Genomic DNA, 24,536 nt, shown 5'->3' with positions numbered 1-24,536 from the left:
TCCGCTCGCGGTTTCAAGGACCGCGGTGGATCAAACTCGGACGAGTATTACGATATTTCTCTGCGGAAAGCACGGGCTTAGAACCGTTCAAGCCGTGTTTCATCGCTCAACCCTTAAGTAGGGTATTACCAAGCTTTCGCCAAGCCTCTAACGCCCTATTGATGTCATCCGGTTCCGTGGACCAGCCCAGACTGAGACGCACCGCTCCCTGGGCCACCGCGGGATCATAGCCCATCGCGGACAGGACGTGAGACGGCTGGACCTTTCCGGAGGAGCAGGCGGAGCCGGAAGACACCGCGACGCCCTCCAGATCGAAGCCGATCACGGCGGTTTCGGCCTTCAAGCCGGGCGCCGTGAAAAGCACGGTATTCGGCAACCGCGCCACGTCTTTCGCAAAAACGGTCGTCCCGGGAACCTCGCGAAGGCCATTTTCCAAGCGATCTCTGAGACTTGCCATACACTTCACATCCTCCGGCAGAGCCTGAAGCGCAGCCTTCACCACCGCCCCGAAGGCGGCGATCCCGGCAATGTTCTCGGTTCCGGCCCGGCGGCTGAACTCCTGTCCGCCGCCCCGCAGCACCGGCTCAAGGCCGCTTATCCCATCGGCCATCGCCAGGGCGCCGACCCCCTTGGGGCCGCCGATCTTGTGCGCAGAAAAGGTCGCAAGGTCGGCGCCTACTGAATTGATATCGAACGGTATTTTGCCAAGCGCCTGGATCGCGTCGACATGCAGCAGGCCGCCGGCCTCGTGGACGATGGTTGCAGCCTCCGTGACGGGCTGAAGAGCGCCGGTCTCGTTGTTGGCGGCCATGATCGAGACCAGGGCTGGCGGGCCGCCCTTCAGCAGCGCCTTCAAATGATCGAGGTCGACCACGCCGGCGCGCGTGACCTGGATTTGGCCGATCTTGTCCGCCGGGAACCGGCCGCCGGCCAGCACCGAGGCGTGCTCGACCGCCGAGACCAGCACCCGCTCTACAGGTGCGCCGGAGGGGCCCCGCAAACCCGGCGAGAGCGCCAGCGCATTGGCCTCGGTTCCAGCGGAGGTGAAGACGACGTTGCGCGGCTGCGCCCCCACCGCGGCGGCGAGTGTCGCGCGGGCTTCTTCGACCAGCCGCCGCGACTCCCGCCCCTCGGCATGGACCGAGGATGGATTGCCGACCAGGTCGAAGGCGGCAACCATCGCCGCCCGCGCCTCGGGGCGCAGCGGCGTGGTCGCATTCCAGTCGAGGTAGACACGGTTCGGCATCTGGCCCTCTTAGCACCTTTTGTCGTCCGGCCAATCGGAGGGCGTGCGCTCGTCAGGCCGGCTGCTGCTCCATCCTCGCAACACTTGGCGGCACCGCGCGCAACCCGAACAGCGGCCGCAGCCAGGCAACGCGCCGGACGATCTCATAGGTCGCCACACATGTGAGCGCAGTCCCGACGATGACAATGGACGCTTCGATGCCGGCCGACAGACCGCTGCCATGCAATTGATGCGCGATCACGATGATCGCGGTCTGATGCACGATGTAGTACGGGAAGATCGCGTCGGTCAGATAGCGCCGCGCCGGGCTGTCGGCTGTGAAGGTGCGCCGCGCAAAGCCCAGCACGACGGCGATCGCGAGCCATTGATAACAGCCATAGGCCGAGGCGGCGAACCACTTCAGCATGGGCGACGGCGCAAACAGGCCGGCGCGTACCAGGATGAAGCCAGCGAAGCAGGCGGCGGCCGCCAGCAGGGCCGCCCAGCGCAGGCGTTCGAGCTCGCGCCAGATCCCCTCCTGCTTGGCCAGCAGGAAACCGATCAGGAAGGCCGTGGCGTGGTCCGCGTGGTTGTACCAGTCCCCGAACAGCGCGTGTGTCGACGGGAAAGCCGGGAACAGCACCAGGCGCCAGGCCGCATACAGCAGGCAGGGCGCGATCAGGAGCCATGGGCCGGTGAGCGCACGAGCCAGCTTTCGGCCAAGCCAGTCAGCTCCGGCCGGCCATAACGCGAGCACGCCGATCAACGCCATGGTGTAGACCCACAGATAGACCACGAACCAGAGGTGGTTCCAGGTCGGCAACACGATGCACGGCTTCGGACAGAATTGCGCGCCAAAGGCAAAGTAGTGCCTGGCGTAGAAATCGAAGAAGCCGGCGGGATAGCCGAGGCTTTCGACGATCTGGAGATAGGCCTGCGGCGGCACGATCACGAGCATGCCGAAGATCAGCGGGATCAGGAGCCGCGCCGATCGCGCACCGGCAAGCGAGGCGAGGCTGGACTTGCCGAGCATGAAGCGGGTGGCAACCCCAGACACCAGGAACAGAAGCGACAGCCGCCATGGGTTGAGGAAGAGCATCACCGGTTCCAGCCACGTCAGCCGGTGCGTGCTCTTGATGTGAAATCCCCAGGACACGTAGAGCATGCCGACGTGGTAGAAGATGAGCAGCGCGAAGGCTAAAATCCGCACCCAGTCCAGGTCGATACGCCTTTCAGAGCTTTGGGATTGCTGTGGTGTTGTCATGGTATTCTGCTCCTTGACGGGACGACGAACGCGGTTTTGGGGCCATGGCTGACACCGAAAATGCTCCGCCTGCGGCGCGCGTCGAGCCGGTTTGGGATCAGAATCGGACACGAGGGGATGAGCCGCCGGCAGCTGGGACGAGTCGCGGCTATTTCGGGATCAGCAGCGGCGATCGGATGATGTTGGCAGCGATTGCGGCCGTCGCGCTCGTGATCGGAATCGTCAATGCGTTTTCGTTCGCCCAGGACGCGGCCTGGCGCGGCGACAGCTACGACATCGGCCGGCGGCTGTTCTGGGAGATGTCGAGCATCGCCGTCATCCTGCTGTTGCTGCCGATGCTGGTCTTGGCCGTGCGCCGCATGCGCCGGACAGCCGGCCTCGCCGCCCAGGCGGCCATCGGGGCGATCGCCCTGCTCGGCTTCTCCACCCTCCACATCACCGGCATGGTCTGGGTGCGGAAGCTCGCGCTCTGGCTCGCCGGCGGCGCCTACGATTTCCGTTTCTCGCTCGCGACGGTCCTGTATGAATTCCGCAAAGACGCCGTGGCCTTTGTTCTGATCGCCGCCACAATCTGGCTGCTCGAAAGCCGGCGTGAGCTGAAGAGCGCGGCAGTCGCATCGTCGGCGCCGCCCACCCCGCAGCAGCCATCGTCCCCCGATCTGATCTGGCTGCGCGACGGCACCAGCCGCATTCGCGTGGTGCCGCGCGATATCCTCTGGGTCGCGTCAGCCGGCAATTACATCGAATACAGCCTCGCCGACGGCACCCAGCACCTCATACGGGGCACGCTGGCAGCGGCGGAAAGCGAGCTGGCGCCCTTTTCCATCGTTCGCGTCCACCGGACCAAGCTCGCCAATCTCGACCGGGTGCGCGGCGTGGACCTCAAGCCATCAGGGGATTTCGAGCTCGCCTTCGACAACGGCCAGACGCTCGGCGGCAGCCGGCGCTACCGGCCGGCGGTCGCATCGCTGGGAAGCCGAACCGCGCCAGCGGGAATCGCCCCAGGCGCCCCCTAAACAATCGTGATTTCAATAAGTTGGATAGCACCCTTCGGCAGGACGGCCGGCTCTTGCCGTGCTTCGGTTGATTCAGGCAGGTCCAGGTCGCGGCAGGCAAGCCAGAGATGACAATGCAATGACTGGCTAAGCTCTTGAGCTGATTGAGAGATGTCGAAGAAGCTTGCTTTTTGACCCTGGCCTTGTGTTAGAAGCGCGCGTCAGTTCACCTGCGCGCCACTCGCGCATCATCCGAGGGCGCGCCTCTCCACCCTTCATCCGTGCTCTCGTCGGCGGCAACGCTGCGAGAGCCACAATCGGACGATTGCGCAGGGATCACCTCCAAGGGACTTAGATCAGAGATCATCGATGCCTGAAGTCATTTTCACCGGCCCCGCCGGCCGCCTCGAGGGCCGCTATCACCCGGCCAAGCAGAAGAATGCGCCGATCGCGATGATCCTGCATCCGCATCCGCAGTTCCACGGCACGATGAACCATCAGATCGTGTACCAGTGCTACTACGCCTTCGCCCATCGCGGCTTCTCGGTGCTGCGCTTCAATTTCCGCGGCGTCGGCCGCAGCCAGGGCGCGTTCGACCACGGCACCGGCGAATTGTCCGACGCGGCCGCCGCGCTCGATTGGGCGCAGACCATCAATCCCGAGGCGCGCGCCTGCTGGGTTGCCGGCTTCTCCTTCGGCGCCTGGATCGGCATGCAGCTCTTGATGCGCCGCCCCGAGGTCGAGGGCTTCATCTCGATCGCGCCACCGGCCAACCTCTACGACTTCTCGTTCCTCGCGCCCTGCCCGTCCTCAGGTCTGATCGTGCATGGCGAGAAGGATGCGGTGGTGCCGCCCAAGGACGTCAACACGCTGGTCGAGAAGCTGAAGACCCAGAAAGGCATCGTAATCGATCAGCAGATCATCCCCGGCGCCAACCACTTCTTCGACTCCAAGCTCGAGCCGCTGATGGAAACCATCACGGCCTATCTCGACATGCGCCTCGCCAACGTGCGGTGAAAACTCTGTAGCCCGGATGGAGCGACGCGAAATCCGGGAGACTCTATCCACGGAAGAAGACCCGGATTGCGCTTCGCTCCATCCGGGCTACGGGCTGAGTTCGCGGCTCAAGCCAGCTTGAGCGCGACGATCCCCGTCAAGACGAGCGCGATGCCGGCAAGCTTCATCGCGCTCAAGGTCTCGCCGAACAGCACCACGCCCATCAGGAACGTGCCGGCCGCGCCAATGCCGGTCCACACCGAATAGGCGACGCCGACTTCGAGCACCTTCAAGGCGCGCCCAAGCAGGAATACGAAGGCAGCGAGCAGCACGAGCGAGGCGATGCTCCAGCCGACGCGCGTGTAGCCTTCGGCATATTTCATGGTGATCGCCCAGCCGACGTCGAGCAGGCCCGCGATCACCAGCATGAGCCAAGCAAGGGATTGCGACATCGGACGGGGCTCACGCCGCGAGCTTGAGCAGATGCGCGTCGTGGCGAATGAGGAAGGCGCGCAACAATTGCGGATAATCCGCCCCGACCGCGCTGCGCACGCTCGGGCGCTTTGCGAGTTCGGCGCGCCAGGCGCGCACCTTCGGCACGTCGTTGAAAATGCCGTGCGCGGTCAGTTCGTCGAACAGATCGAAGTAACGGAAGACAGGTGCGAACACCGCATCGACCAGACTGAACGCCTCGCCGGCGAAGTACGGGCCCGCGCCGAGCGCGGCCTCGACCCGCGCGAATTTTGCCGCGAGTGCCTGGCGCTTGCTCTCGAAGATCGCCGGATCGGTCGTGGTTTCCAAGCCCCAGAGGTCGCCGAGGATCGCCGAGCCGAACTCCATCCAGGCGCGGTGCTCGGCCCGCTTCAGCGCGTCGACCAGATGCAGCTTCGCGCCGCCTTGGGTTTCCTCGATGTATTCGCAAATCACGTTGCTCTCGAACAGCGCGACCTCGCCCTGCTCCGTCGTCACCACCAGCACCGGCACCTTGCCGAGCGGCGAGAGCTTCAAGAACCAGTCCGGCTTGTTGGCGAGATCGATGTCGATCCGCTCGAACGGCACGCCCTTCTCCTTCAGCGCGATCACCGCGCGCTGCACATAGGGACAAAGCTTGTGGCTGATCAGTTTCAGTGAAGCGGGCGCATTAAGCGAAGATGTCATGGCAACGATCCCGGCGGTTAGATGCAATTGCATCCAATATAGATGCATCTGCATTGACTCGTCAAGATCAATGCATTCGCATCAACCGAGCGTGATCCTCAGGCAGTCATCTTCAGGGCCTGGCGATCACCCCGCCTGTCATCGGCATCGGCACGCCCGTAGTCGCCGGATAAGACAGCGGCAGGCCCTTCATGCCGCGGACGGCGAGAAAGCCGAAGGCCTGCGCCTCGATAGCGTCGGAGGCCCAGCCGAGCGTTTCGGCGGCCTCGACGGTGGCCGAGCCCACCCGCTCCCGCAGCATCCGCAGCATGGTGAGGTTGCGGGCACCGCCGCCGCAGACGATCCAGCTGCGCGGCCGCCGCGGCAACAGCGGAATGATGCGGGCGATCGCGGCCGCGGTGAAGGCAGTCAGCGTCGCCGCGCCGTCGGCAGGCAGCACGTCGCCGAGCCGCAGAGCCGCAAAATCGTTGCGGTCGAGCGATTTCGGCGGCGGACTTGCGAAGAACGGCAGTTCCAGCGCCCGCGCGATCCAGGTCTCATCGACCTTACCGAGCGCGGCAAACTTTCCTTTGGCATCGAACGCCTGGTTCATGGTGCGGTACATGAAATCGTCCAACAACGCGTTGCCGGGCCCGGTGTCGCAGGCAATCAACGCATCGTTGCGGTCGATATAGGTGATGTTGGAGACGCCGCCGATATTGACCACGACGGTCGGCCCTTCGCGCTCCAGCGAATGGGCGAGCGCGCGGTGGTAAACCGGCACGAGCGGGGCGCCCTGCCCGCCGGCCTCGACGTCGGCGGCGCGGAAGTCGTGCATCACAGGTATATGGATGGCCCTTGCGAGCGCCGGCGCGTCGCCGATCTGCACCGTCAGCCGCCTCTCGGGCCGGTGCAGCACGGTCTGGCCGTGGAAGCCGACAATGTCGACGTCCTCCGCCTTCATCCGATTCTGGGCGAGGAAGGCCGCGACCGCTTCGGCATGGGCCTGCGTCACCGCACGCTCGGCATCGCCCAGACTGCCCGGGCGGGCGTCGCGTTGCTGCAGATGCACGGCCTCGCTCAGCGCCTGGCGCAGCAGGTTGCGCTCGGCCGGGCCGTAGGGCCGGTAACCGGACGGTCCGAACGCCTTCACCTGTTTTCCGTCGGTCTCGATCAGCGCGACATCCACCCCGTCCAGCGAGGTGCCGCTCATCAAACCGAGTGCCGTCAACATCATGGACCAGCATCCTCAAGAGACCCGCGCTGGCATGCCGATCTTGTGCCAGAGGGGCACATCTTATAATGCCAACGCGCCAAGTGGCGGGCGGCCAACCGGGTTCCCGCGGAAGACCCTTAAATTGCCCCCAAAACGGTAAACCAAGAATTGTCAGGCACGCCGACAGATGACTGCATTTAAATCGGATTTCCTCAACACCCTGCAGGAACGTGGATTCATCCACCAATGCTCCGATTTCGAGGGGCTGGACGCGCTCGCCGCCAAGGGCGAGGCCACCACCTATGTCGGCTACGATTGCACCGCCCGCTCGCTGCACATCGGCAATTACCTGACCATGATGATGCTGCACTGGCTGCAGCAGTCCGGCAACAAGCCGATCACGCTGATGGGCGGCGGCACCACCATGGTGGGCGATCCCTCCGGCAAGGACGAGACGCGCGCGATGCGCACCATCGCCGAGATCGAGGCCAACAAGGAATCGATCCGCGGCGTGTTCGCCAAGGTGCTGCGCTACGGCGAGGGCAAGAGCGACGCGGTCATGCTCGACAATGCGGAATGGCTGACCAAGCTGAACTGGATCGAGATGCTGCGCGACGTCGGCCGGCACTTCTCGGTCAACCGCATGCTGACCATGGATTCCGTGCGGCTGCGCCTCGAGCGCGAGCAGGAGATGAGCTTCATCGAGTTCAACTACATGGTCTGCCAGGCCTACGACTTCGTCGAGCTGGCCAAGCGCACCGGCTGCCGCCTCCAGATGGGCGGCTCGGACCAGTGGGGCAACATCATCATGGGCGTCGATCTCGGCCGCCGAATGGGCACCCACCAGCTGTTCGCGCTGACGACGCCGCTGCTGACGACCGCCTCGGGCGCCAAGATGGGCAAGACCGCGCAAGGCGCGGTGTGGCTCAACGCCGACCAGTTCAGCCCTTACGACTTCTGGCAATACTGGCGCAACACCGAGGACGCCGACGTCGGCAAGTTCCTGAAACTGTTCACGACGCTGCCGATGGCCGAGATCAGGAAGCTCGAGGCGCTCGGCGGCTCGGAGATCAACGAGGCCAAGAAGGTGCTCGCAACCGAAGCGACCGCGCTGCTGCACGGCCGCGACGCCGCGCACGAAGCCGCAGAGACCGCGCGACGCACCTTCGAGGAAGGCGCGCTCGCCGAAAGCCTGCCGACCGTGGAAATTCCGCGCGGCGAGCTCGATGCCGGCCTCGGCGTGCTCAACGCCTTCGTCAAGGCCGGCCTCGTCGGCTCCAACGGCGAAGCCAGGCGCCAGATCAAAGGCGGCGGCCTGCGCGTCAACGACGCGCCCGTGACCGACGAGAAGATGGCCTTGTCGGCAGGCCATCTGACGCCGGAAGGCGTGATCAAGCTGTCCTTCGGCAAGAAGAAGCACGTGCTCATCAGGCCTGCATAGGCGTATGAGCTTTTCACTGCTTGTCAGGGCGCATGGATGCGCGCTCCCTGACGGCAATGAAGCAGGACAGGCCCAGGGAAACGAAAGCGGAAACGACAGCGGAAACGAGCAAGGATCGGATCGGTAGCACCCGGCGGGACGCGGTGCGCACCGCACTCGTCGTGCTCGGCCTCTGCTTCACGCTGGCTGTTCTTGGCCGGGGCTTGAGCGAGAGCTTCACGGTCTTCCTCAAGCCGATCTCGGAAAGCCTGGGCTGGGACCGCGCCCAGGCCGTCTCGATCTACTCCCTCACCTGGCTCGTCAGCGGGCTGACCGCACCCTTGGTCGGGCGCCTGTTCGATCATTCCGGGCCACGGCTCGTCTATGCGCTCGGCTTGCTCCTGCTCGGTTCGGCCTTTCTGATCGCGAGCCATGCGCACGCGCTCTGGCAATTCCAGCTCTCGATCGGCATCTGCGTCGGCATCGGCGTTGGCTTCATCGGCAATGTGCCGAACTCGATCCTGCTCGGCCGCTGGTTCGGACCAAAGCTGCCGACCGCCATGGCGGTGGTCTATTCGGCGATGGGCGGCGGCGTGCTGGCCTTGCTGCCGGCATCGCAGCTTCTGATCGATCATCTCGGCTGGCGCGAGACCTATCAGCTGTTCGGCTTTGCAGCGCTCGGGCTGCTGGCGCCGCTGTTGCTGCTGCCCTGGCGCATGTTCGCGGCCGGCTCGCCGCACGTCGCCAAGAAGAGCGATCCTGACTTCGTCGACAGCGGCTGGACGCTTGCGAGCGCGATGCGCCACCACGCATTCTGGGCGCTGTTCTCGACCTTCTTCTTCACCGCGGTCGGCATGTATGCGATCGCGGCGCAGATCGTGGCCTATCTGATCGACGCCGGCTTTCCGCCGCTCCAGGCCGCGACCGCCTGGGGCTTCTCCGGAATCGTGCTGGTGTTCGGCATGCTCGGCGTCTCGGCGCTCGACGGACTGATCGGACGCCGGCCGTCGGTGCTGCTCAGCTACGCGATCTCGATTCTCGGCATCGTTCTGCTCTGGCTGCTGCAGTACTATCCGAACGTCATTCTGCTCACCAGTTTCGTCGTCTGCTTCGGCAGCATGATGGGCTCGCGCGGGCCGCTGATCAGCGCCACCGCCATGAAGATCTTTCGCGGCAAACGGGTCGGCACCATCTTCGGCACGATCTCGATCGGCAGCGGCCTCGGCTCGGCCTTCGGCTCATGGAGCGGCGGCCTGATCCACGATGCCACACACGGCTACGATCTCCTGCTCGCCTTCGCACTTGCGAGCGTGATCCTCGGAATGATTCCGTTCCTGGTCGTCCCTGCTTTGCGGGAGTAGGTCTCCCCGACGTAACCTGCACACCCTGGTTTCACCGGAATCCTACGGACGAGCGCGAGGCGAACATGCGCCAGAAAGAGGGTCGTGTGCAGCTGGTGGCGGCGCCTTGCGGTGTTTTGTCCGACATGACGAAAATGTCAGCGCTGAATTGATCCTGGTGGCTTGCGAGGCGGAAGCGAATACGGTCCAAGTCGCAGCATTGGGTCCAGCATTGGATGGAGGGCAAACCAATGGACTTTCCTTATCTCACTCGCTTTCAACCGGTTCTCCTGAGCCTGTTTCGCTTCATCACCGGCCTGCTGCTGTTCCAGTACGGCGTCGCCAAGCTGTTCAAGTTTCCGGCTGTCCCAATGTTCGCCAAGGTCGAGCTGATGTCGCTTTACGGCGCCGCCGGTGCGCTCGAACTGGTGCTTGGCGGGCTGCTCATGATCGGCCTGTTCTCGCGCCTCGCAGCCTTCATCTTGTCGGGTGAAATGGCTTTCGCCTACTTCATGGGCCACATGTTCAGGGGCGAGACGCCGATCTTCCTGCCGCTGCTGAACAACGGCACCCTGGCGATCCTGTTCTGCTTCGCCTGCCTGTATCTCTCGGCGGCGGGCGGAGGCCCGGTCAGCGTCGACGCAGCGATGGGCAAGAAATAGCCGCCGGACCGGCGGGCGCATCCGCGCCCCGCTGAAGCACATCTCATCCGCTAAGCACGAGGATGGCGCCGGCAGATCTCCGGTGCCGTCTCAGCGCGCGCCCAGCACGTTCCAGATCAGAACGAGGGCGGCGACGAGCAGCAGAGACATGATGATGCGATGAACGAATCGATTCATTGCAGTCCGTCCAGACGGTCTAGCTGCCAAAACCCAAGATCGATTCCCTTCTCCCGGAAGGACTGGAGCCCATCGGCAAGGCGATTTGCCTTGCACGATTGCGCACGAGCCTGCAAACGCCGTCCGCGCAGCAGGCCGCCGCATGCCTCCATTCATGATTGGTAAGAACTTCATGCTACCGGTGCGAGCAATAACAACCATTCCGTAGGGGCTGTGATGAAACTGCTGAGTCATTTGAAGATCCGCACCAAGCTTGCCAGCATGGTCTGCCTCGCGGCTCTCACGGTCACAGCCATCATCGGCGTATCGGCCGTGCTCAGCAAGAGCCGGATGATGGAGGACCGCGTCCAGCAGATGCGGACCGCCGTCGAACTCCTCTACAACTACGCCCAAGCGCTCCAGGACGAAGTGACCGCCGGCAAGCTGACGCCGGCCGAGGCCAAGAGCCTGTTCCACCAGCGCGGCCGCCGCATGAACTTCAACGGCAACCAGGGCTATCCGGTGGTTTACAATCCGGACGGCTCCCTGGTCGTGAACGGCGCCAATCAGCAGCTCGAAGGCAAGATCACCGGCGCCAAGGATTCAAACGGCGTGCTGATTGCCGACGCCATCATCAAGGCCGGCAGCGAGACTGCGCAGGGCGGCGTCACCTCCTATCTCTACCCCCGTCCCGGCCAGACCGAGCCGGTCCGCAAGACCGTGTTCGCGCGCAAATTCGCGCCCTGGAACGTCATCATCAGCTACGGCCTCTATGTCGACGACATCGACGCCGATGTGCGCGCCTTGACGCTGGAGCTTGGCGCCATCGGCATCGGCCTGATGCTGCTGATGGCGGCGCTGTCCTGGCTGATCGCCCGCGACGTGCTCGGCGCGCTCGACCGTCAGAAGAACCGCATGCAGGCGATTTCCGAAGGCGCCATCGACAAGCCGGTCGAGGAGACCGACCGCGGCGACGAGATCGGCCGCATGGCCGAGACGCTCGAAATCCTCAGGCAGACCGCGCTCACGGCCCGCACGCTGGAGGCCGAGCAGGTCGCGGCCAAGGCCCGCAGCGAGCAGGAGAAGCGCGAGGCCCTGATCGCCCTTGCCGACCGCTTCGATGCCTCCGTCGGCCAGCTCGTCGGCCTGATGGCCTCCGGCTCCGGTGAATTGGAGACCACGGCCAAGTCGATGTCGTCGACCGCCGAAGGCACCAATCGCCGCGCCGCCGTGGTCGGCTCGGCCGCCAATGAGGCCAGCCAGCGCGTCCAGACCGTCGCCTCCGCCGCCGAGGAGCTCTCCTCCTCCATCACCGAGATCAGCCGCCAGGTCGCGCAATCGGCCGAGGTCACGGGACGTGCGGTGGACAGCGCCCGCCGCACCGACACCATCGTGCGCGCACTCTCGGACGGCGCCCAGCAGATCGAGCATGTCGCCGAGCTGATCTCCAACATCGCGGCGCAGACCAACCTGCTCGCGCTCAACGCCACCATCGAGGCCGCCCGCGCCGGCGAAGCCGGCCGCGGCTTTGCCGTGGTCGCTTCCGAGGTGAAGTCGCTGGCGAGCCAGACCGCGGAAGCCACCCGCGAGATCGGCGACAAGATCGCCCAGATCCAGGGCGCCACCAAGGAAGCTGTCGATGCGATCGGCGGCATCACCGCCACCATCGAGGAGGTCAGCCGCATCGCCACCTCGATCGGCGCGGCCATCGAGGAGCAAGGCGCCGCCACCGCCGAGATCGCCCGCAGCGTCTCGCAGACCGCGGAGGCGACCAAGGAGGTCACCACCAATATCGGCGGCGTCTCCACCGCAGCCAACGAGACCGGCAACGCTGCCGGCATGGTGCTCGCAGCAGCCAGCAACCTCTCCAAGCAGGCCGAGCAGCTCTCCGGCGAAGTCGGAACATTCCTGAAGGGCGTGCGCGCGGCCTGACGCCCCGGTCCAGCCTCAAAACGTTTGGCGCGAAAGCATCGCCACATTCGTCATGGCCGGGCTTGTCCCGGCCATCCACGTTTTTGGCCGCGCCGCACGAAGAACGTGGATGCCCGGGACAAGCCCGGGCATGACGATCGTCTGCTACTCTTCGTGAGAAAAAGGCCCGCCCCTACCGCCGCGCGAGGGTGCAACCGCTCGACAGCTGGCGCGTCGATCCGGTCGAGCCGTCGTTCGAATGCGAGGGGAATTCCTCGAACGGCGAGTTCTGCTTGCCGGTGTTGAACTCGAAGATCTTGCGGAACAGGCCCGGCGCCATCGCCGAGATCGGATTGACGCGCATCACGGGCGCGGCTGGCGTGCCGACGACCTCGTAGGTCACGCCGATCAGCCCCTCATTGTTGCCGCCACCGAGGAAGATGCCGAACAGCGGGATCTGGCCGAAGATGTTGTTGACGCCGTACATCGGCACGAAGGTGCCGCTCATGCAAACCTGGTTGCCGGGATAGTCGATCGAGCCTTCGATGGTGGCACCGATCATCGGCCCCTTGACCACGCCGTCACGGACCGTGAGCGCACCGTTCTGCCGCGTGAACTCGGCGCGAAGTGCGCTGAAGGAGACGCCATTCCCGGTCCCGTTCGGCGCGCCGGCGGCAACGCGTTCGAGCTGCGCCTCGCCCTTCACGGTGAAGTCGCGGACATTGATCAGGCCCTCGCGCGCGGCGTTCGGCTCGGAAGACGGCGGCTCCATCGCGACCACCATCTGGCCGCCGACCGCCTTGGTGTAGGTGTCGGTGAAGCGGAGCAGCGCGCCGGCGTCGTTGGTCTGCAGGTAGATCACCTCGCGGTTGCCCTGGGCACGGCCGCCGCGCAGGTCGGCAGCGACAGGCGTGTCGCGGCCGATCTTGCCGCTCAGCGTGAACGCCTTGATAGCCCCATTGCGCTTCGACATCTTGGCATCGAGGCTGCGCATGGCCTCGCCGTTGAAGCCGGCGACGGCACCGAGCTTCACGTCGATGTCGAAATCGACGTTCTTCAGCTTGTTCTTGTCGTCCTTGGAATTGCCTGAGATCGCCGACTTCAGGAAGCCGCGGCCGTCGAACACGTCGCCACGCATGGTGCCGCGCAGCACACCGTCCTGGCTGCGTTCCACCCTGAGCGAGGCCTTGTCGCCGTCGGACGGCGCGTAGGTCGGGAAGTTCGCGTTCACGAGATCGCTGTTCGCATCGAGCTCGAGCGAGCCCTTGATCGAGGCGCCGCCGCCTTCGATGACGATGTCCTCGAAACGCGTCGATTGCGCCGTCGGCACCACCTTGAAGCTGGCCTTGCCGGACTTGCCCGGCAGCTTGACCCAGCCAGGCAGGATGTTGTCGAGCCTGACCGCGGTCAGGTCCGCCTCGACGCCGAGCTTCGTCGTCTGATCCGCGCCGCTCGCGATCTTGCCCGACAGCTTGATCGGCAACGATCCGATGACGGCGGGGCTGAGATCGAAGCCGAGCCGCGCGCGGCTGGCATCGTCCAGCGTCGCCTGCAGCCTGACATCCGCGTCGCCCTCGGCCGGCTTGCGATAATCGAGCGAGGCCGCCTGGCCGTTGATCTTGACGTCGCCCTTGACCTGATAGCCCTGGTTGTTGGCTGATATCTTGAGGTTGTTGGCTTCCAGCTTCTGGTTCATCACCAGCTTGTCGGCGGCAAAACCGTTGAGATCGGCGGTGACGGCGTAGGTGGTGTCGGCCTTGGTCAGCTCGCCCTTGACCGGCATGCCGAGCTGGATGTTCGCCGAGAACGTTCCCTTGCTGGTGTTGGGATCGACGACGGTCGCCGACAGGTCGCTCAGCCGATCATTGGCGAGCATTTCAGCGGCCGCGGGCACCGGCCCTTCCACACGGAATCTGCTCCGCGACGGCGACGGCTTCGGCGCCATGTCGGGCACCTCGAAGACGAAATCGGAGATCGTGACCTTGCGGCCCGCGGGGGTATCGGCAATGCCCTGCCCGATGTTGACGGTCGCGGTGCGTCCGGTCACGCGCGCCTTCAGATCGGCATCGCGCACCACCGGCATGCCGTCCACGGGCCGGACCGCAACGCCGCTCGCCACGATGTTGACCGACAGGCCGTCGTCCGGAATGGGCGGACCCTTGCGCGGCAGGTTCCTGGTCGGCGAGTTGACGCCGATCTCGATGCGCTGGAGCGTTCCGCGCTCGATCCGTTCGATCACCCATTCACGCAATTCCGGGACGATCAGCGTCGGCCACATCCGCTTCAAGGCGGAGGCCGACATCGGCGTGCCCGCAAAACCGAGGGTGAGCCGCGGCTCGCCCGAATAGTCGAGGGCGCCGGTGCCGGCGACGCCGATCTCGCCGTTGGAGACGTCGGCCTGTGTCAGCAGGATGCGCTTGTGGTCGGCGTCGAAGCGGAAGCCGATCGCGATGCGGTTGAAGACGAGCGGCGGCTCGTTGTCGATGCCGCCGAGCAGGATCGAACCGCCGCTGAAGCCGAGCTGCCAGTCGTTGATGTTGCCGTTGGGTGGCTCGAGATGGGCCAGCAGCGTCAGGCGGTTCGCGCCGGAGAGAACCTTGAACGGCGCGACCAGCACCCGCCGGTTTGCATCCCACTCGACGTTGATCTCGGCCGAGTCGATTGCCATCGGGTAGTCGGGCGTGTCGGTATCGATGATATTGCCGGCGCCGGCCGCGATCTTGCCGCGGAAGAAGGTCGGCACGCCGTCGCGGCCGAGTTCGCCCTTGAGCTCGCCCGTCAGCGGCAGGTCGGCGGTGTAGGTGAGGTCCTTCACCCGCAGCGCCAGCAGGATGTTGGAGGTCGAGACCTTGTCGGCCTTGATGTCGACCGAGCGCACGCCGTTCTCGGCCGGTCCGATCGTGGCGCGCAGCAGCCACGGACGCGCGCCCTGCTCGCCGAGGCTGAGCGCGACGCCGCCGCGGCTCGGCCGCCTCAGGCTGAGCGTGATGTTCTCGAACGACCATTTGCTGCCGCGCTGCTGATCGTCGACGATCAGGACGCCGTTTTTCAGACCGATCTCGTTGAGGTTCTGACCGTCGAGGCCCGTCATGCTCAGGCTGTCGAGCCAATCGAGGCCCTGAAGGATGCCGCTCTGCGCGGTCGCCTGCGGTGCGGCCTGCGATGCGTCCGGGCTCGCAGGCGCGGTCGCGAATGGCGGCGGGGGGACACCGCTGCGCGGGAATGTCGGCGGCAGGCCCGCATCCTTCTTGGACGCGACACCGGTCGCCAGCGGCTTTGCGGTGTCGCCGGCGGACACGGTGACGGTGCCGTCGGGCGCAATGCGGATGGCGAGCTCGGCATCGACCAGGTTGAGACTCTCGGCTCGCAGGTGCCCCATCAGGAGGGCCGCACCCGACAGCCTCACCTCGGCCTTCGGCGCGCTGGCGACGACGGCGTGATCGCGGTCGCGAACGATGATGTCTCGGATGCGGACGGCGACGCGGACCCGGCCGGCCCGCTCGATCTGAGTGCCGCCGACCTCAACGGTGTTGCCGTGGCCGATATTGTCCTCGATCGCGGCTGCGAGCCACGGCGTTGCGATGTCCAGACTGATGGGACCGGCACCGAGCCGCCACCACAGCGCACCGAAACAGCCGATGAAAATGACGATGACGGTGGCGACGGCCACCGCCAGGCGCTTCAGCCAGCGTCCCCCACCCGTCCAGCGGCGCAGCGCGCCAAATCCACCACCGAAGCGAAGAAAGCCCGAACCGGAACGCGCCAGCAACCGGCGTGCGCGATTGCGCGCAGCCGCTTCCTGATCCGGATCCCAGTCGGCGTCGTCCCATTCCTGCGGCTCGAGTTGGCCGCCGCGCCGATCAAAATCCCGGTTGTAGTCCTGGGGCGACGTATTCCTTGCCATTGCCTCTCGATACAGGCGCCCGTCATAGGACTGAGCGCCGCCGGGACCGCAGCCGTTCGCGGGAAGTGATGCTCCCTGCGCCGGCACTGCCGCCATACCTCGAATATTCCTGCTGTTCGTCATTTCGCCCCGGGAGCGCGTTCAACGAGCAGTGGGGTGGTGCGTGGAATTCCTTGTAACCATACTCCGGCGTCGCCAGACTTGCCCAGCCGAGGGCACGATTCCGGCTCGCCGGACAAGAGCTGCAATACCGCTTCGGTTGACCTGCCGAAAGCGTCGAAAGGAAGGCGTATGTCCAAGAAATCCCGAAAGAAATCGTCCAAAACGCCCTCCGGCAGTCCGACCGCTGCAAAGAAGTCCGCAAAAACGCGGGCATCGACTCAAACAAGATCCGCGAAAACGCAGCGCCCACCGGCACGCAAATCAGCTGCGACCGTAGCAAAAGCAGGATCACATAAGGCCGCATCGAAACAGTTAAAATCCTCCAAATCCGCCTCCTCTCCGGCTGCCGCCAAGTCGGGCTTGAAGTCCGGCTTGGCCGAGGGCCAAAAGGCCCCGGCCTTCCGCCTGCCGCGCGATGGCGGCGACGTGGTCACGCTCGCTGACTACGCCGGCCGAAAGCTCGTCCTGTTCTTCTACCCCCGCGCCGACACCCCCGGCTGCACGCGGGAGGCGATCGACTTCACGCGCCTGGCGGGCGCCTTCGCGGCCGCCGGCACCGCGGTGCTCGGCATCTCCGCCGATCCGTTAAGGGCCCAGGAGAAGTTTCGCGACAAGCACAAGCTCGGCGTCCCCCTCATCTCGGACGAGACGCATGAGATGCTGGAGGCTTATGGGGCTTGGGGCGAAAAGTCCATGTATGGCAAGAGCTTCCTTGGGATCCTTCGCACCACGGTGCTGGTCGGGACTGACGGTAAAGTGGCGCGGATCTGGCGCAATGTCCGGGTCGATGGCCATGCCGACGAAGTGCTGGAGGCGGCAAGGAGCCTTTAACCAATCCTTTAAATTCGCGCGTTCCCATTTGCGGAAAATTAACCATGAGCGGCCCAGATTGCGGCGGCAATTGAGCCGCAAGGAACCCATCCGACCGGCGCGGGAGTGCCGATGTCGAAAAGTTCTGCCCAATACTCGCAGTACCCCCAACATCATCCTCACGATCACGGACGCGCCTTCCGGCGCCCTCTGGGTGCCCCGGCGGCGGTAACCGCGATTCCCCTGCCCGCCACCGACGATGCCTACACCATCGTGCATGCCGGCAAGCAGGTCCGCTTCGGACCCGTGGTGTTCTGGATCGTGGTCGGCACCGTGGTGCTGCTCGGGCTGTGGTCGGCCGCCACCGCCACCTATTTCGCGTTCCGTGACGACGTCCTGACCCGGCTGATCGCCCGCCAGGCAGAGATGCAATACGCCTATGAGGACCGCATCGCCGAGCTGCGCGCCAAGATCGATCGCACCACCAGCCGTCAATTGCTCGACCAGGAGCAGTTCGACCAAAAGCTCGACCAGATCATGAAGCGCCAGACGGCGCTCGAGTCCCGGGCCACGGCGCTCGGCGCCATGCCCGACGTGACCGGCTCGATTCCCCGCGCCGCTCCGCAGCGCAGCGATGCAAGCCCGACCACGCCAAAACCGTCGCCCATCAGCGACACCGTGATCTTCGTGGCGCCACCGGATCGCGAAGCGCGCCTCGAATCGCGCGCGCCGAGCGTTGCGGCAACGCCGACCAGCCAGTTCGCCAAGAACCGCGGTTTCGACAACGTGCTGGTCCGGCTCACGACCTCGCTTGATCAGGTCGAGCGGCGCCAGATGGCGACGCTCAACGCGGTCGAGGAAAGCATGGATTCGCGCATGCGCCGGATGCGCAGCGTGGTCAGCGACCTCGGCCTGAACCTTGCCCATCTCGAAGCCGCCGTGCCGCGCAGTGCGATGGGCGGACCGTTCGTCCCGGTCAAGCTGACGGCGAATGCCGGACCGTTCGAGAAGCAGCTCCACCGCATCCACACCACGCGCGCCGAGATGGACCGTCTCAACCGCACGCTGGCGTTGGTGCCGTATCGCAAGCCCGTCATTGGCGAGGTCGAGTTCACCTCGGGCTTTGGCGTGCGCAGCGATCCTTTCCTGGGTCGGCCCGCGATGCACACCGGCCTTGATTTCCGCGCCGCCAGCGGTGATCCCGTCCGCGTCACCGCCTACGGCAAGGTGGTTTCCGCCGGATGGTCCGGCGGCTACGGCCGCATGGTCGAGGTCGACCACGGCAACGGGCTTTCGACCCGCTACGGCCATCTCTCCGAGATCAACGTCAGGGTCGGCGAAGTCGTGAAGATCGGCCAGGTCATCGGCCTCGTCGGCTCGACCGGCCGCTCCACCGGTCCGCACCTGCATTATGAGACCCGCATCGAAGGTGAAGCGGTCGATCCACAGAAATTCCTGCGCGCCGGCGTGCGGCTCAGCGCGGGTTAGGCCCGCGCTTTTCAGTTTCGCAGCGCAGAGCTTCCCGAGAGCCAGAGATGGCGGCCGAGAGCTTGCGCAGTAAGCTGAATGCACGCCCGTCGATCACCAGCAGCGCGCTGGCGATGACGATCGAGCCGGCGATCTCGCGGCCGGAGATCGGCTCACCCAGCACCAGCCAGCCCAGCAGGATGGCGGTGACCGGAATGAGCAGCGTCACCAGCATGACGTTGCTCGCGCCCGAGCGCCGCACGATCTGAAAGAAGACGATGTAGGCGAGCGCCGTCGACAGCGCGGCGAGGCCGAGCACGGCGAGCCAGGTCGTGAGGCTCGGCATCGGTAACTGCCAAGGCTGCTCCACGACGCCGGCGACAACCGCTATCATCACCGTGGATGCCATCAATTGAAACGTCGCCGTCCCCAGCGGTGCTGCGTCCTGCAGCAATCGCCGCGCCGCCAGCGCCGCAAAGCCGTAGCTCAGTGCCCCGCCGAGGCAGAGCAGAATGCCGAGCCCCTGTCCCGGCCTGGTCTCGAAGCCCCATCCGCGCAGCAGGATCACGCCGACAAAGCCCAACGCCACCCCGGCCAGGCGGCGCATCTGCAAGGCCTCCTGGCCCGCTGCAATCATCACGGCCACCGTGAACATCGGCGTGGTCGCGTTCAGGATCGAGGCCAGCCCACTCGGAATGAAAGTTTGGCCGATCGCGATCAGCGAAAACGGGACGACGTTGTTGAGCAGCCCGATCGCAATGAACGGCGCCCAGCCCGTCCAGCTCCTGGGAAAGCCGATGCCATGTGCGCGCAGCAGCGGCAGCAGCATTGCAGCGCCGAGCGCGACGCGCAAAAACACCAGTGTGAGCGGCGGCAATTCCCGCAAGGCTGCGCCGTTGAAGAAGAACGAGCCGCCCCAGAGGATCGAGAGCAGAGCGAGCAACGACCAGTCGCGTGCATCGATCCGGTGGTCATTGTCGGGCATGGGGTCTTACCTCAGCCCCATGGCCTAGAACGGTGCGATCAATGTCGCCACCCGATTTCTGACGAGGTCCCGGTTTACAAACCGATGCTCGGCGCGAATGGAGTGACTGAGGGGCACCGGTTAGCGCGGTTTGACTAGGATGGCTTCATCGGCCGCGACACCAGCTCGATCATCCTGCCTTCATCATCGTCCGGCATCACCGCTTTCGCCTGCGCGTACGCCTCGACCGCGGCGCGCGCGACCAGCGGCTTGCCCGCGAGCAGGCTCTCGGCGAGCTTCACGGCGTAGGCGGCATCCTTGTGCCGCAGCGCTGCGGTGAAGGTCGCGCCGCTGAAATCGCGGGCGACCATGCGCTTGGAGTGACGCGCTACCTGCGGGCTTGCCGCGACGCCTGCCTGGATCGATTCCAGCACCAGGTTCATGTCGAGCCCGGCCTGCTCGGCAATCGCAAGGCCCTCGGCGAGGCCGGCGATCTGGATCGCGCCCATGAGATTGTTGATCAGCTTGTAGACCGTGCCGGAGCCGACCGCGCCGAAATGGCGGATGGTCGAGCCGATCGGCGTCAGATAGGGCCGCGCGCGCTCGAGATCGGCCGCGTCGGCGCCAACCAAGAGCGTCAACTTCCCGGCCGCCGCCGCGTCCGGCAATCCCGTCACCGGGCAGTCGATATAGATCAGCCCGCGCGCGTTGAGCTCGCGGCCCATCTCACGGGAATGGTCATAGGAGACGGTGGAGCATTCGATCGCGATGGTGCCGGCCTTCGCCGTCTTGGCGGCGCCGTCAGGCCCGAGCCAGACCGCGCGCGAGGCCTCGTCGTCGGCGACCATGGTCACGACCGCGTCGGCATCGATCGCGGCATCCTCCGGCGAGGTCGCCCAAATCGCGCCGCGCGCGATCAGGTCCTCGGCCTTTGCCTTGCTGCGATTCCAGATCGTTACCGTGAAGCCGGCATCGAGATAGCGGCCGGCCATGCCATGGCCCATCCGCCCAAGCCCGATGAAGGCGATTCGGGACATGGCTAGTCCACGTCCTCGACGTCGCCGGCGGTGGTGCCGAAGGCGCGCTGCGCCAAGGTCGCGGCCATGAACTCGTCGAGCTCGCCATTGAGCACGCCCGATGTGTCGGAAGTCTGCACGCCCGTGCGCAAATCCTTCACCATCTGATAGGGCTGCAGCACGTAGGAGCGGATCTGGTGGCCCCAGCCGATATCGGTCTTGGCGGCCTGGTCGGCGGCGGCTTTCTCCTCGCGCTTCTTCAGCTCGATCTCGTACAGACGCGCGCGCAGCATGTCCCAGGCCTGCGCCCGGTTCTTGTGCTGGGAGCGGCCGGCCTGGCAGACCACGGCGACGCCGGTCGGGATATGCGTCAGGCGCACCGCGGATTCGGTCTTGTTGACGTGCTGGCCGCCGGCACCGCCCGATCGCATCGTGTCGACGCGGACGTCGGATTCCTTGATGTCGATCTTGATGCTGTCGTCGATGACGGGGAACACCTGCACGCTCGAGAACGAGGTGTGCCGCCGCGCGTTGGAATCGAATGGCGAGATGCGCACCAGCCGATGCACGCCGGCTTCAGTCTTCAGCCAGCCGTAGGCGTTGTGACCGGAGACCTGGATGGTCGCCGACTTGATGCCGGCCTCTTCGCCCTCGGACTCTTCGAGATACTCGACCTTGAAGCCGTGGGTTTCGGCCCAGCGCGTGTACATGCGCAGGAGCATCTGCGCCCAGTCCTGGCTCTCGGTGCCGCCGGCGCCGGCATGGACTTCGAGATAGGAATCGAAGCGGTCGGCTTCGCCCGAGAGCAGTGCCTCGAGCTCGCGCCGCGCCACTTCCTTCTTGAGGTTCTTCAGCGCAGCTTCGGCTTCGGCGACGACGCCGTCATCGCCCTCGGCCTCGCCGAGCTCGATCATGCCGATGTCGTCTTCGAGCTCCTGCTCGACCTTGCCGATGCCTGAGAGCGCATCCTCAAGCGAGGTGCGCTCCTGCATCAGCTTCTGGGCTTTCTGAGGGTCGTTCCAGAGATTGGGATCTTCTGCGAGCTTGTTCAGCTCAGCGAGGCGCGCCGCCGATTTCTCGACGTCAAAGATGCCTCCTCAGCAGCCCGACTGACTGCTTGATCTCTTCTACCAACCGTTCGATTTCGGCGCGCATGTTGTTCTCTGTCTTGCGGAATCCCGCGTGCAGTTCGAGAGGGGATGTAGCGGCGGCGGCTGCAAAGCGCAACCGCCCAAACCGTGATCGCCGGCCTTATCCGCGGCCTACCACAACCCGCCAGTGCCCGGCCGGAAGAGGAAGCCGGAATCCGGCTGCTGCTGCTGCACCGGCATGCCGCGCCCGTCGGCGTCGGCAACGCCGATGACCGAATAATTGTCCGGCGGCGCCGTGCCGGGCTTGAAGGCTTCGAGGATGGTTCCGCCGGTCTCGCCGGGGCCGGCGCGCATGCCGGTCTTGGCGACGACGCGAACGAGCTTGATGCCGGCGGGCACCTTGAACGGGACCGCGGGCTTGTCGGCGAGCGCGAGCTTGAGGAAGTCGCGCACGATCGGAGCAGCGAGATGACCGCCGGTCGCGGCATTGCCCTTACCGAGCGGACGAGGCTTGTCGTAGCCCATGTAAACTGCGACTGCGATGTCCGGCGAGAAGCCGACGAACCAGGCGTCCTTGGCCTCGTTGGTGGTGCCGGTCTTGCCGGCGACGGGCTTGCCGACCTCCTTGATCACCGTGGCCGTACCGGACTGCACCACACCCTCCATCAGCTCGGTGATCTGATAGGCGGTCATGGAATCCAGCACCTGCTCGCGGCGGTCGATCAGCTGCGGCTCGGGCTGGTTCTTCCAGCCGCCCGGCGCGTCGCAGCCGCGGCATTCGCGCTGGTCGTGCTTGAAGATGGTGCGGCCGTAACGGTCCTGGATGCGGTCGATCAGCGTCGGCTTCACGCGGCGGCCGCCATTGGCGAGCATCGAGTACGCCGTGACCATGCGCATCGCCGTGGTCTCGCCGGCGCCGAGCGCGTAGGAGAGATAGTTCGGCAGTTCGTCATAGACGCCGAAGCGGCGGGAATATTCGCCGATCAGGGGCATGCCGATGTCCTGCGCGAGGCGCACCGTCACGGTATTGAGCGATTGCCGCAGCGCATTGCGCAGCGTCACCGGTCCCTGGAACTTGCCCGAGGAGAAGTTTTCAGGCCGCCACACGCCGGCGCCCTGCCCCTGGTCGATCTCGATGGGCGCGTCGAGCACGACGGTCGAGGGCGTGTAGCCGTTGTCGAGCGCGGCCGAATAGACGATCGGCTTGAACGACGAACCGGGCTGCCGGTAGGCCTGCGTGGCGCGATTGAACTGGCTCTGGTCGAACGAGAAACCGCCGACCATCGCGAGCACGCGGCCGGTCCAGGGATCCATCGCCACCATCGCGCCGGAGACTTCCGGAATCTGGCGAAGCCGGTACTGGCCCTCGACGGGGTGGCCGTCCTTGTAGAGGGGATCGGCATAGATGACGTCGCCGGGCTGGAGCACCTGCGACACCGCTGTCGGCGTCTTGCCTCTCGTGCCGCCCTGCAGCGCCCGCGCCCAGCGCACGCCGTCGACCGTGACGATGCCGGTCTCGCGCTGCTTGCTCACCGCGCCGCCGAGCTCGCGGCCAGGCTGAAAGCCGATCCGTGCCGACTGATCGCTGGTCTCCAGCACTACCGCCATCCGCCAAGGCGAGATGTCGGACAGCGACTTGATCTCGGCGAGCTTCACGCCCCAGTCGCCCGAGATGTCGAGCTTGCTGATGGCGCCGCGATAACCCTGCTGCTCGTCATAATTCACGAGGCCGGCGACCATGGCCTTGCGCGCCATGACCTGAATCTTCGGATCGAGCGTGGTGCGAACCGACAGGCCACCCTCGTAGAGCTTCTTCTCGCCGTAGCGCTCGAAAATGTCGCGGCGGACTTCCTCGGCGAAATATTCGCCGGCAAAGGTGTGGGCGCCGTTGGAACGGCTGGTGACGGCGAGCGGCTCCTTGCGCGACTTGTCGGCGTCGGCCTGCTTGATCCAGCCGTTTTCCACGAGACGGTCGATCACGTAATTGCGGCGCTCGATGGCGCGGTCGCGGTTGCGGACCGGATGCAGCGTCGCCGGCATCTTCGGCAGCGCCGCCAGATAGGACGCTTCCGCCACCGTCAGCTCGTTCACCGACTTGTCGAAATAGACCAGCGAGGCCGCCGCGATGCCGTAGGCGCCGAGGCCGAGATAGATCTCGTTGAGATACAGTTCGAGGATTTTGTCCTTCGAATAGGTCTTCTCGATGCGCATCGCCAGCAAGGCTTCCTTGATCTTGCGTGAGAAGGAGACCTCGTTGGTGAGCAGGAAGTTCTTGGCGACCTGCTGCGTGATCGTGGACGCACCCTGCGGACGGCGGTTGGAGCCGTAGTTCTGCAGATAGAGCAGGCCTGCGCGAGCCATGCCGGTGTAGTCGATGCCGCCATGCTCGTAGAAATTCTTGTCCTCGGCCGCGAGGAAGGCGTTGATCACGAGCTTCGGCACCGCCTGGATCGGCAGATACAGCCGCCGCTCCTTGGCGTATTCGCCGACCAGCGAACCGTCGACCGCGTGCACACGCGTCATCACCGGCGGCTCGTAATCCTGAAGCTGAGAGTAGTCCGGCAAGTCCTTGGAGAAATGCCAGATCAGGCCTGCCACGGCCCCGACGCCAACAAGGAACACCACTGTTCCCGCGGCGAACAGGAAGCCCATGAACCGCACCAGCAAGCGCATTATCTGTTTATCCGTTCAAACTCTGGATCAGCCCAGTATCAGCCCTTTGGCACACAAAACGGTACCAACCTCACGCCGCGAATTCACCGGCTTACGCAATCACATCGAGGCCGGACTTAAGACGCTT

The 24,536-nt window shown here is 65.3% G+C and carries 18 protein-coding genes; 8 read left to right on the top strand and 10 right to left on the bottom strand.

Annotation, left to right across the window (positions count from 1 at the left end):
• Window positions 1–106 precede the first annotated feature (106 nt).
• On the bottom strand, window positions 107–1,246 hold the full coding sequence (locus I6F31_RS19945) for a cysteine desulfurase family protein (protein WP_225185996.1): 1,140 nt from the start codon (window positions 1,244–1,246) through the stop codon (window positions 107–109).
• A gap of 52 nt (window positions 1,247–1,298) precedes the next feature.
• Entirely contained in the window at window positions 1,299–2,489 is a 1,191-nt protein-coding gene (locus I6F31_RS19940; protein ID WP_225185995.1) for an acyltransferase family protein, read from the bottom strand.
• A gap of 209 nt (window positions 2,490–2,698) precedes the next feature.
• Between I6F31_RS19940 and I6F31_RS19935 the strand changes: the two genes are divergently transcribed.
• Entirely contained in the window at window positions 2,699–3,505 is an 807-nt protein-coding gene (locus I6F31_RS19935; protein ID WP_225185994.1) for a LytTR family DNA-binding domain-containing protein, read from the top strand.
• Between the two features lie 348 nt (window positions 3,506–3,853).
• The gene (locus tag I6F31_RS19930) at window positions 3,854–4,501 is read left to right on the top strand and encodes an alpha/beta hydrolase (protein WP_035999994.1); all 648 of its coding nucleotides are present in this window, start codon (window positions 3,854–3,856) and stop codon (window positions 4,499–4,501) included.
• Between the two features lie 107 nt (window positions 4,502–4,608).
• Here I6F31_RS19930 and I6F31_RS19925 read toward each other — a convergent pair whose 3' ends face one another.
• The 3 genes from I6F31_RS19925 to I6F31_RS19915 form a co-directional block, all read right to left on the bottom strand.
• Window positions 4,609–4,932, bottom strand: a complete 324-nt coding sequence (locus I6F31_RS19925) for a multidrug efflux SMR transporter (RefSeq protein ID WP_035999997.1) — start codon at window positions 4,930–4,932, stop codon at window positions 4,609–4,611.
• 10 nt (window positions 4,933–4,942) lie between these two features.
• Window positions 4,943–5,638, bottom strand: a complete 696-nt coding sequence (locus I6F31_RS19920) for a glutathione S-transferase family protein (RefSeq protein ID WP_036000074.1) — start codon at window positions 5,636–5,638, stop codon at window positions 4,943–4,945.
• Between the two features lie 112 nt (window positions 5,639–5,750).
• Complete coding sequence (locus I6F31_RS19915; RefSeq protein WP_225185993.1) at window positions 5,751–6,854, bottom strand: anhydro-N-acetylmuramic acid kinase; 1,104 nt, start codon at window positions 6,852–6,854, stop codon at window positions 5,751–5,753.
• Window positions 6,855–7,020: 166 nt separating this feature from the next.
• Between I6F31_RS19915 and tyrS the strand changes: the two genes are divergently transcribed.
• The 4 genes from tyrS to I6F31_RS19895 all read left to right on the top strand — a co-directional run bounded on the left by tyrS (window position 7,021) and on the right by I6F31_RS19895 (window position 12,343).
• Window positions 7,021–8,274, top strand: coding sequence for a tyrosine--tRNA ligase (tyrS, locus tag I6F31_RS19910; RefSeq protein ID WP_225185992.1), 1,254 nt, complete (start codon window positions 7,021–7,023; stop codon window positions 8,272–8,274).
• Between the two features lie 56 nt (window positions 8,275–8,330).
• Entirely contained in the window at window positions 8,331–9,614 is a 1,284-nt protein-coding gene (locus I6F31_RS19905) for an MFS transporter (protein ID WP_225186014.1), read from the top strand.
• Between the two features lie 230 nt (window positions 9,615–9,844).
• A complete protein-coding gene (locus tag I6F31_RS19900) occupies window positions 9,845–10,255 on the top strand; it encodes a DoxX family protein (RefSeq protein WP_036000011.1) in 411 nt (136 codons plus the stop codon).
• A 393-nt stretch (window positions 10,256–10,648) separates the two neighbouring features.
• Window positions 10,649–12,343: a methyl-accepting chemotaxis protein gene (locus I6F31_RS19895; protein ID WP_036000014.1), complete on the top strand. Its 1,695-nt coding sequence runs from the start codon at window positions 10,649–10,651 to the stop codon at window positions 12,341–12,343.
• Window positions 12,344–12,515: 172 nt separating this feature from the next.
• Here the strand turns inward: I6F31_RS19895 and I6F31_RS19890 are convergent, their stop codons facing one another.
• Window positions 12,516–16,322, bottom strand: coding sequence for a DUF3971 domain-containing protein (locus I6F31_RS19890; RefSeq protein WP_192893222.1), 3,807 nt, complete (start codon window positions 16,320–16,322; stop codon window positions 12,516–12,518).
• A 195-nt stretch (window positions 16,323–16,517) separates the two neighbouring features.
• Here I6F31_RS19890 and I6F31_RS19885 point away from each other — a divergent pair, with 195 nt between their 5' ends.
• Both I6F31_RS19885 and I6F31_RS19880 read left to right on the top strand, forming a co-directional pair.
• The gene (locus tag I6F31_RS19885; protein WP_225185991.1) at window positions 16,518–17,219 is read left to right on the top strand and encodes a peroxiredoxin; all 702 of its coding nucleotides are present in this window, start codon (window positions 16,518–16,520) and stop codon (window positions 17,217–17,219) included.
• Between the two features lie 111 nt (window positions 17,220–17,330).
• Window positions 17,331–18,686 carry a M23 family metallopeptidase gene (locus I6F31_RS19880; protein WP_192893223.1) on the top strand — a complete coding sequence of 452 codons (1,356 nt, stop codon included), beginning with the start codon at window positions 17,331–17,333 and terminating at the stop codon, window positions 18,684–18,686.
• Here the strand turns inward: I6F31_RS19880 and I6F31_RS19875 are convergent.
• From I6F31_RS19875 to I6F31_RS19860, 4 genes are all read right to left on the bottom strand, one after another.
• Window positions 18,673–19,650, bottom strand: coding sequence for a DMT family transporter (locus tag I6F31_RS19875; RefSeq protein ID WP_225146737.1), 978 nt, complete (start codon window positions 19,648–19,650; stop codon window positions 18,673–18,675). The two genes, I6F31_RS19880 and I6F31_RS19875, sit on opposite strands and share 14 nt — an antisense overlap.
• 134 nt (window positions 19,651–19,784) lie before the next feature.
• Window positions 19,785–20,666: an NAD(P)-dependent oxidoreductase gene (locus I6F31_RS19870; RefSeq protein ID WP_225146736.1), complete on the bottom strand. Its 882-nt coding sequence runs from the start codon at window positions 20,664–20,666 to the stop codon at window positions 19,785–19,787.
• Between the two features lie 2 nt (window positions 20,667–20,668).
• Window positions 20,669–21,800 (bottom strand): peptide chain release factor 2 gene (prfB, locus tag I6F31_RS19865; protein WP_225146735.1). Its coding sequence is split into 2 segments (ribosomal slippage): window positions 20,669–21,730 and window positions 21,732–21,800, totalling 1,131 coding nucleotides; the frame shifts between segments, so codons are not numbered across the junction.
• A 107-nt stretch (window positions 21,801–21,907) separates the two neighbouring features.
• Window positions 21,908–24,409: a penicillin-binding protein 1A gene (locus tag I6F31_RS19860; RefSeq protein ID WP_036022896.1), complete on the bottom strand. Its 2,502-nt coding sequence runs from the start codon at window positions 24,407–24,409 to the stop codon at window positions 21,908–21,910.
• Window positions 24,410–24,536 lie beyond the last annotated feature (127 nt).

The organism is Bradyrhizobium sp. NBAIM01, assembly GCF_020194115.1.
Taxonomy (GTDB): Bacteria; Pseudomonadota; Alphaproteobacteria; order Rhizobiales; family Xanthobacteraceae; genus Bradyrhizobium; species Bradyrhizobium yuanmingense.
The sequence above is the reverse complement of the archived record's forward strand: the minus strand, read 5'-3'. Positions and strand labels throughout refer to the sequence as shown.

Bases quoted from the DNA above. Each gene is read 5' to 3' on its own strand.
- I6F31_RS19945 (WP_225185996.1), bottom strand. From the start codon at position 1,246: ATGCCGAACCGTGTCTACCTCGACTGGAATGCGACCACGCCGCTGCGC.
- I6F31_RS19940 (WP_225185995.1), bottom strand. From the start codon at position 2,489: ATGACAACACCACAGCAATCCCAAAGCTCTGAAAGGCGTATCGACCTG.
- I6F31_RS19930 (WP_035999994.1), top strand. From the start codon at position 3,854: ATGCCTGAAGTCATTTTCACCGGCCCCGCCGGCCGCCTCGAGGGCCGC.
- I6F31_RS19925 (WP_035999997.1), bottom strand. From the start codon at position 4,932: ATGTCGCAATCCCTTGCTTGGCTCATGCTGGTGATCGCGGGCCTGCTC.
- I6F31_RS19920 (WP_036000074.1), bottom strand. From the start codon at position 5,638: ATGACATCTTCGCTTAATGCGCCCGCTTCACTGAAACTGATCAGCCAC.
- I6F31_RS19915 (WP_225185993.1), bottom strand. From the start codon at position 6,854: ATGATGTTGACGGCACTCGGTTTGATGAGCGGCACCTCGCTGGACGGG.
- tyrS (WP_225185992.1), top strand. From the start codon at position 7,021: ATGACTGCATTTAAATCGGATTTCCTCAACACCCTGCAGGAACGTGGA.
- I6F31_RS19905 (WP_225186014.1), top strand. From the start codon at position 8,331: ATGAAGCAGGACAGGCCCAGGGAAACGAAAGCGGAAACGACAGCGGAA.
- I6F31_RS19900 (WP_036000011.1), top strand. From the start codon at position 9,845: ATGGACTTTCCTTATCTCACTCGCTTTCAACCGGTTCTCCTGAGCCTG.
- I6F31_RS19895 (WP_036000014.1), top strand. From the start codon at position 10,649: ATGAAACTGCTGAGTCATTTGAAGATCCGCACCAAGCTTGCCAGCATG.
- I6F31_RS19890 (WP_192893222.1), bottom strand. From the start codon at position 16,322: ATGGCGGCAGTGCCGGCGCAGGGAGCATCACTTCCCGCGAACGGCTGC.
- I6F31_RS19885 (WP_225185991.1), top strand. From the start codon at position 16,518: ATGTCCAAGAAATCCCGAAAGAAATCGTCCAAAACGCCCTCCGGCAGT.
- I6F31_RS19880 (WP_192893223.1), top strand. From the start codon at position 17,331: ATGTCGAAAAGTTCTGCCCAATACTCGCAGTACCCCCAACATCATCCT.
- I6F31_RS19875 (WP_225146737.1), bottom strand. From the start codon at position 19,650: ATGCCCGACAATGACCACCGGATCGATGCACGCGACTGGTCGTTGCTC.
- I6F31_RS19870 (WP_225146736.1), bottom strand. From the start codon at position 20,666: ATGTCCCGAATCGCCTTCATCGGGCTTGGGCGGATGGGCCATGGCATG.
- I6F31_RS19860 (WP_036022896.1), bottom strand. From the start codon at position 24,409: ATGCGCTTGCTGGTGCGGTTCATGGGCTTCCTGTTCGCCGCGGGAACA.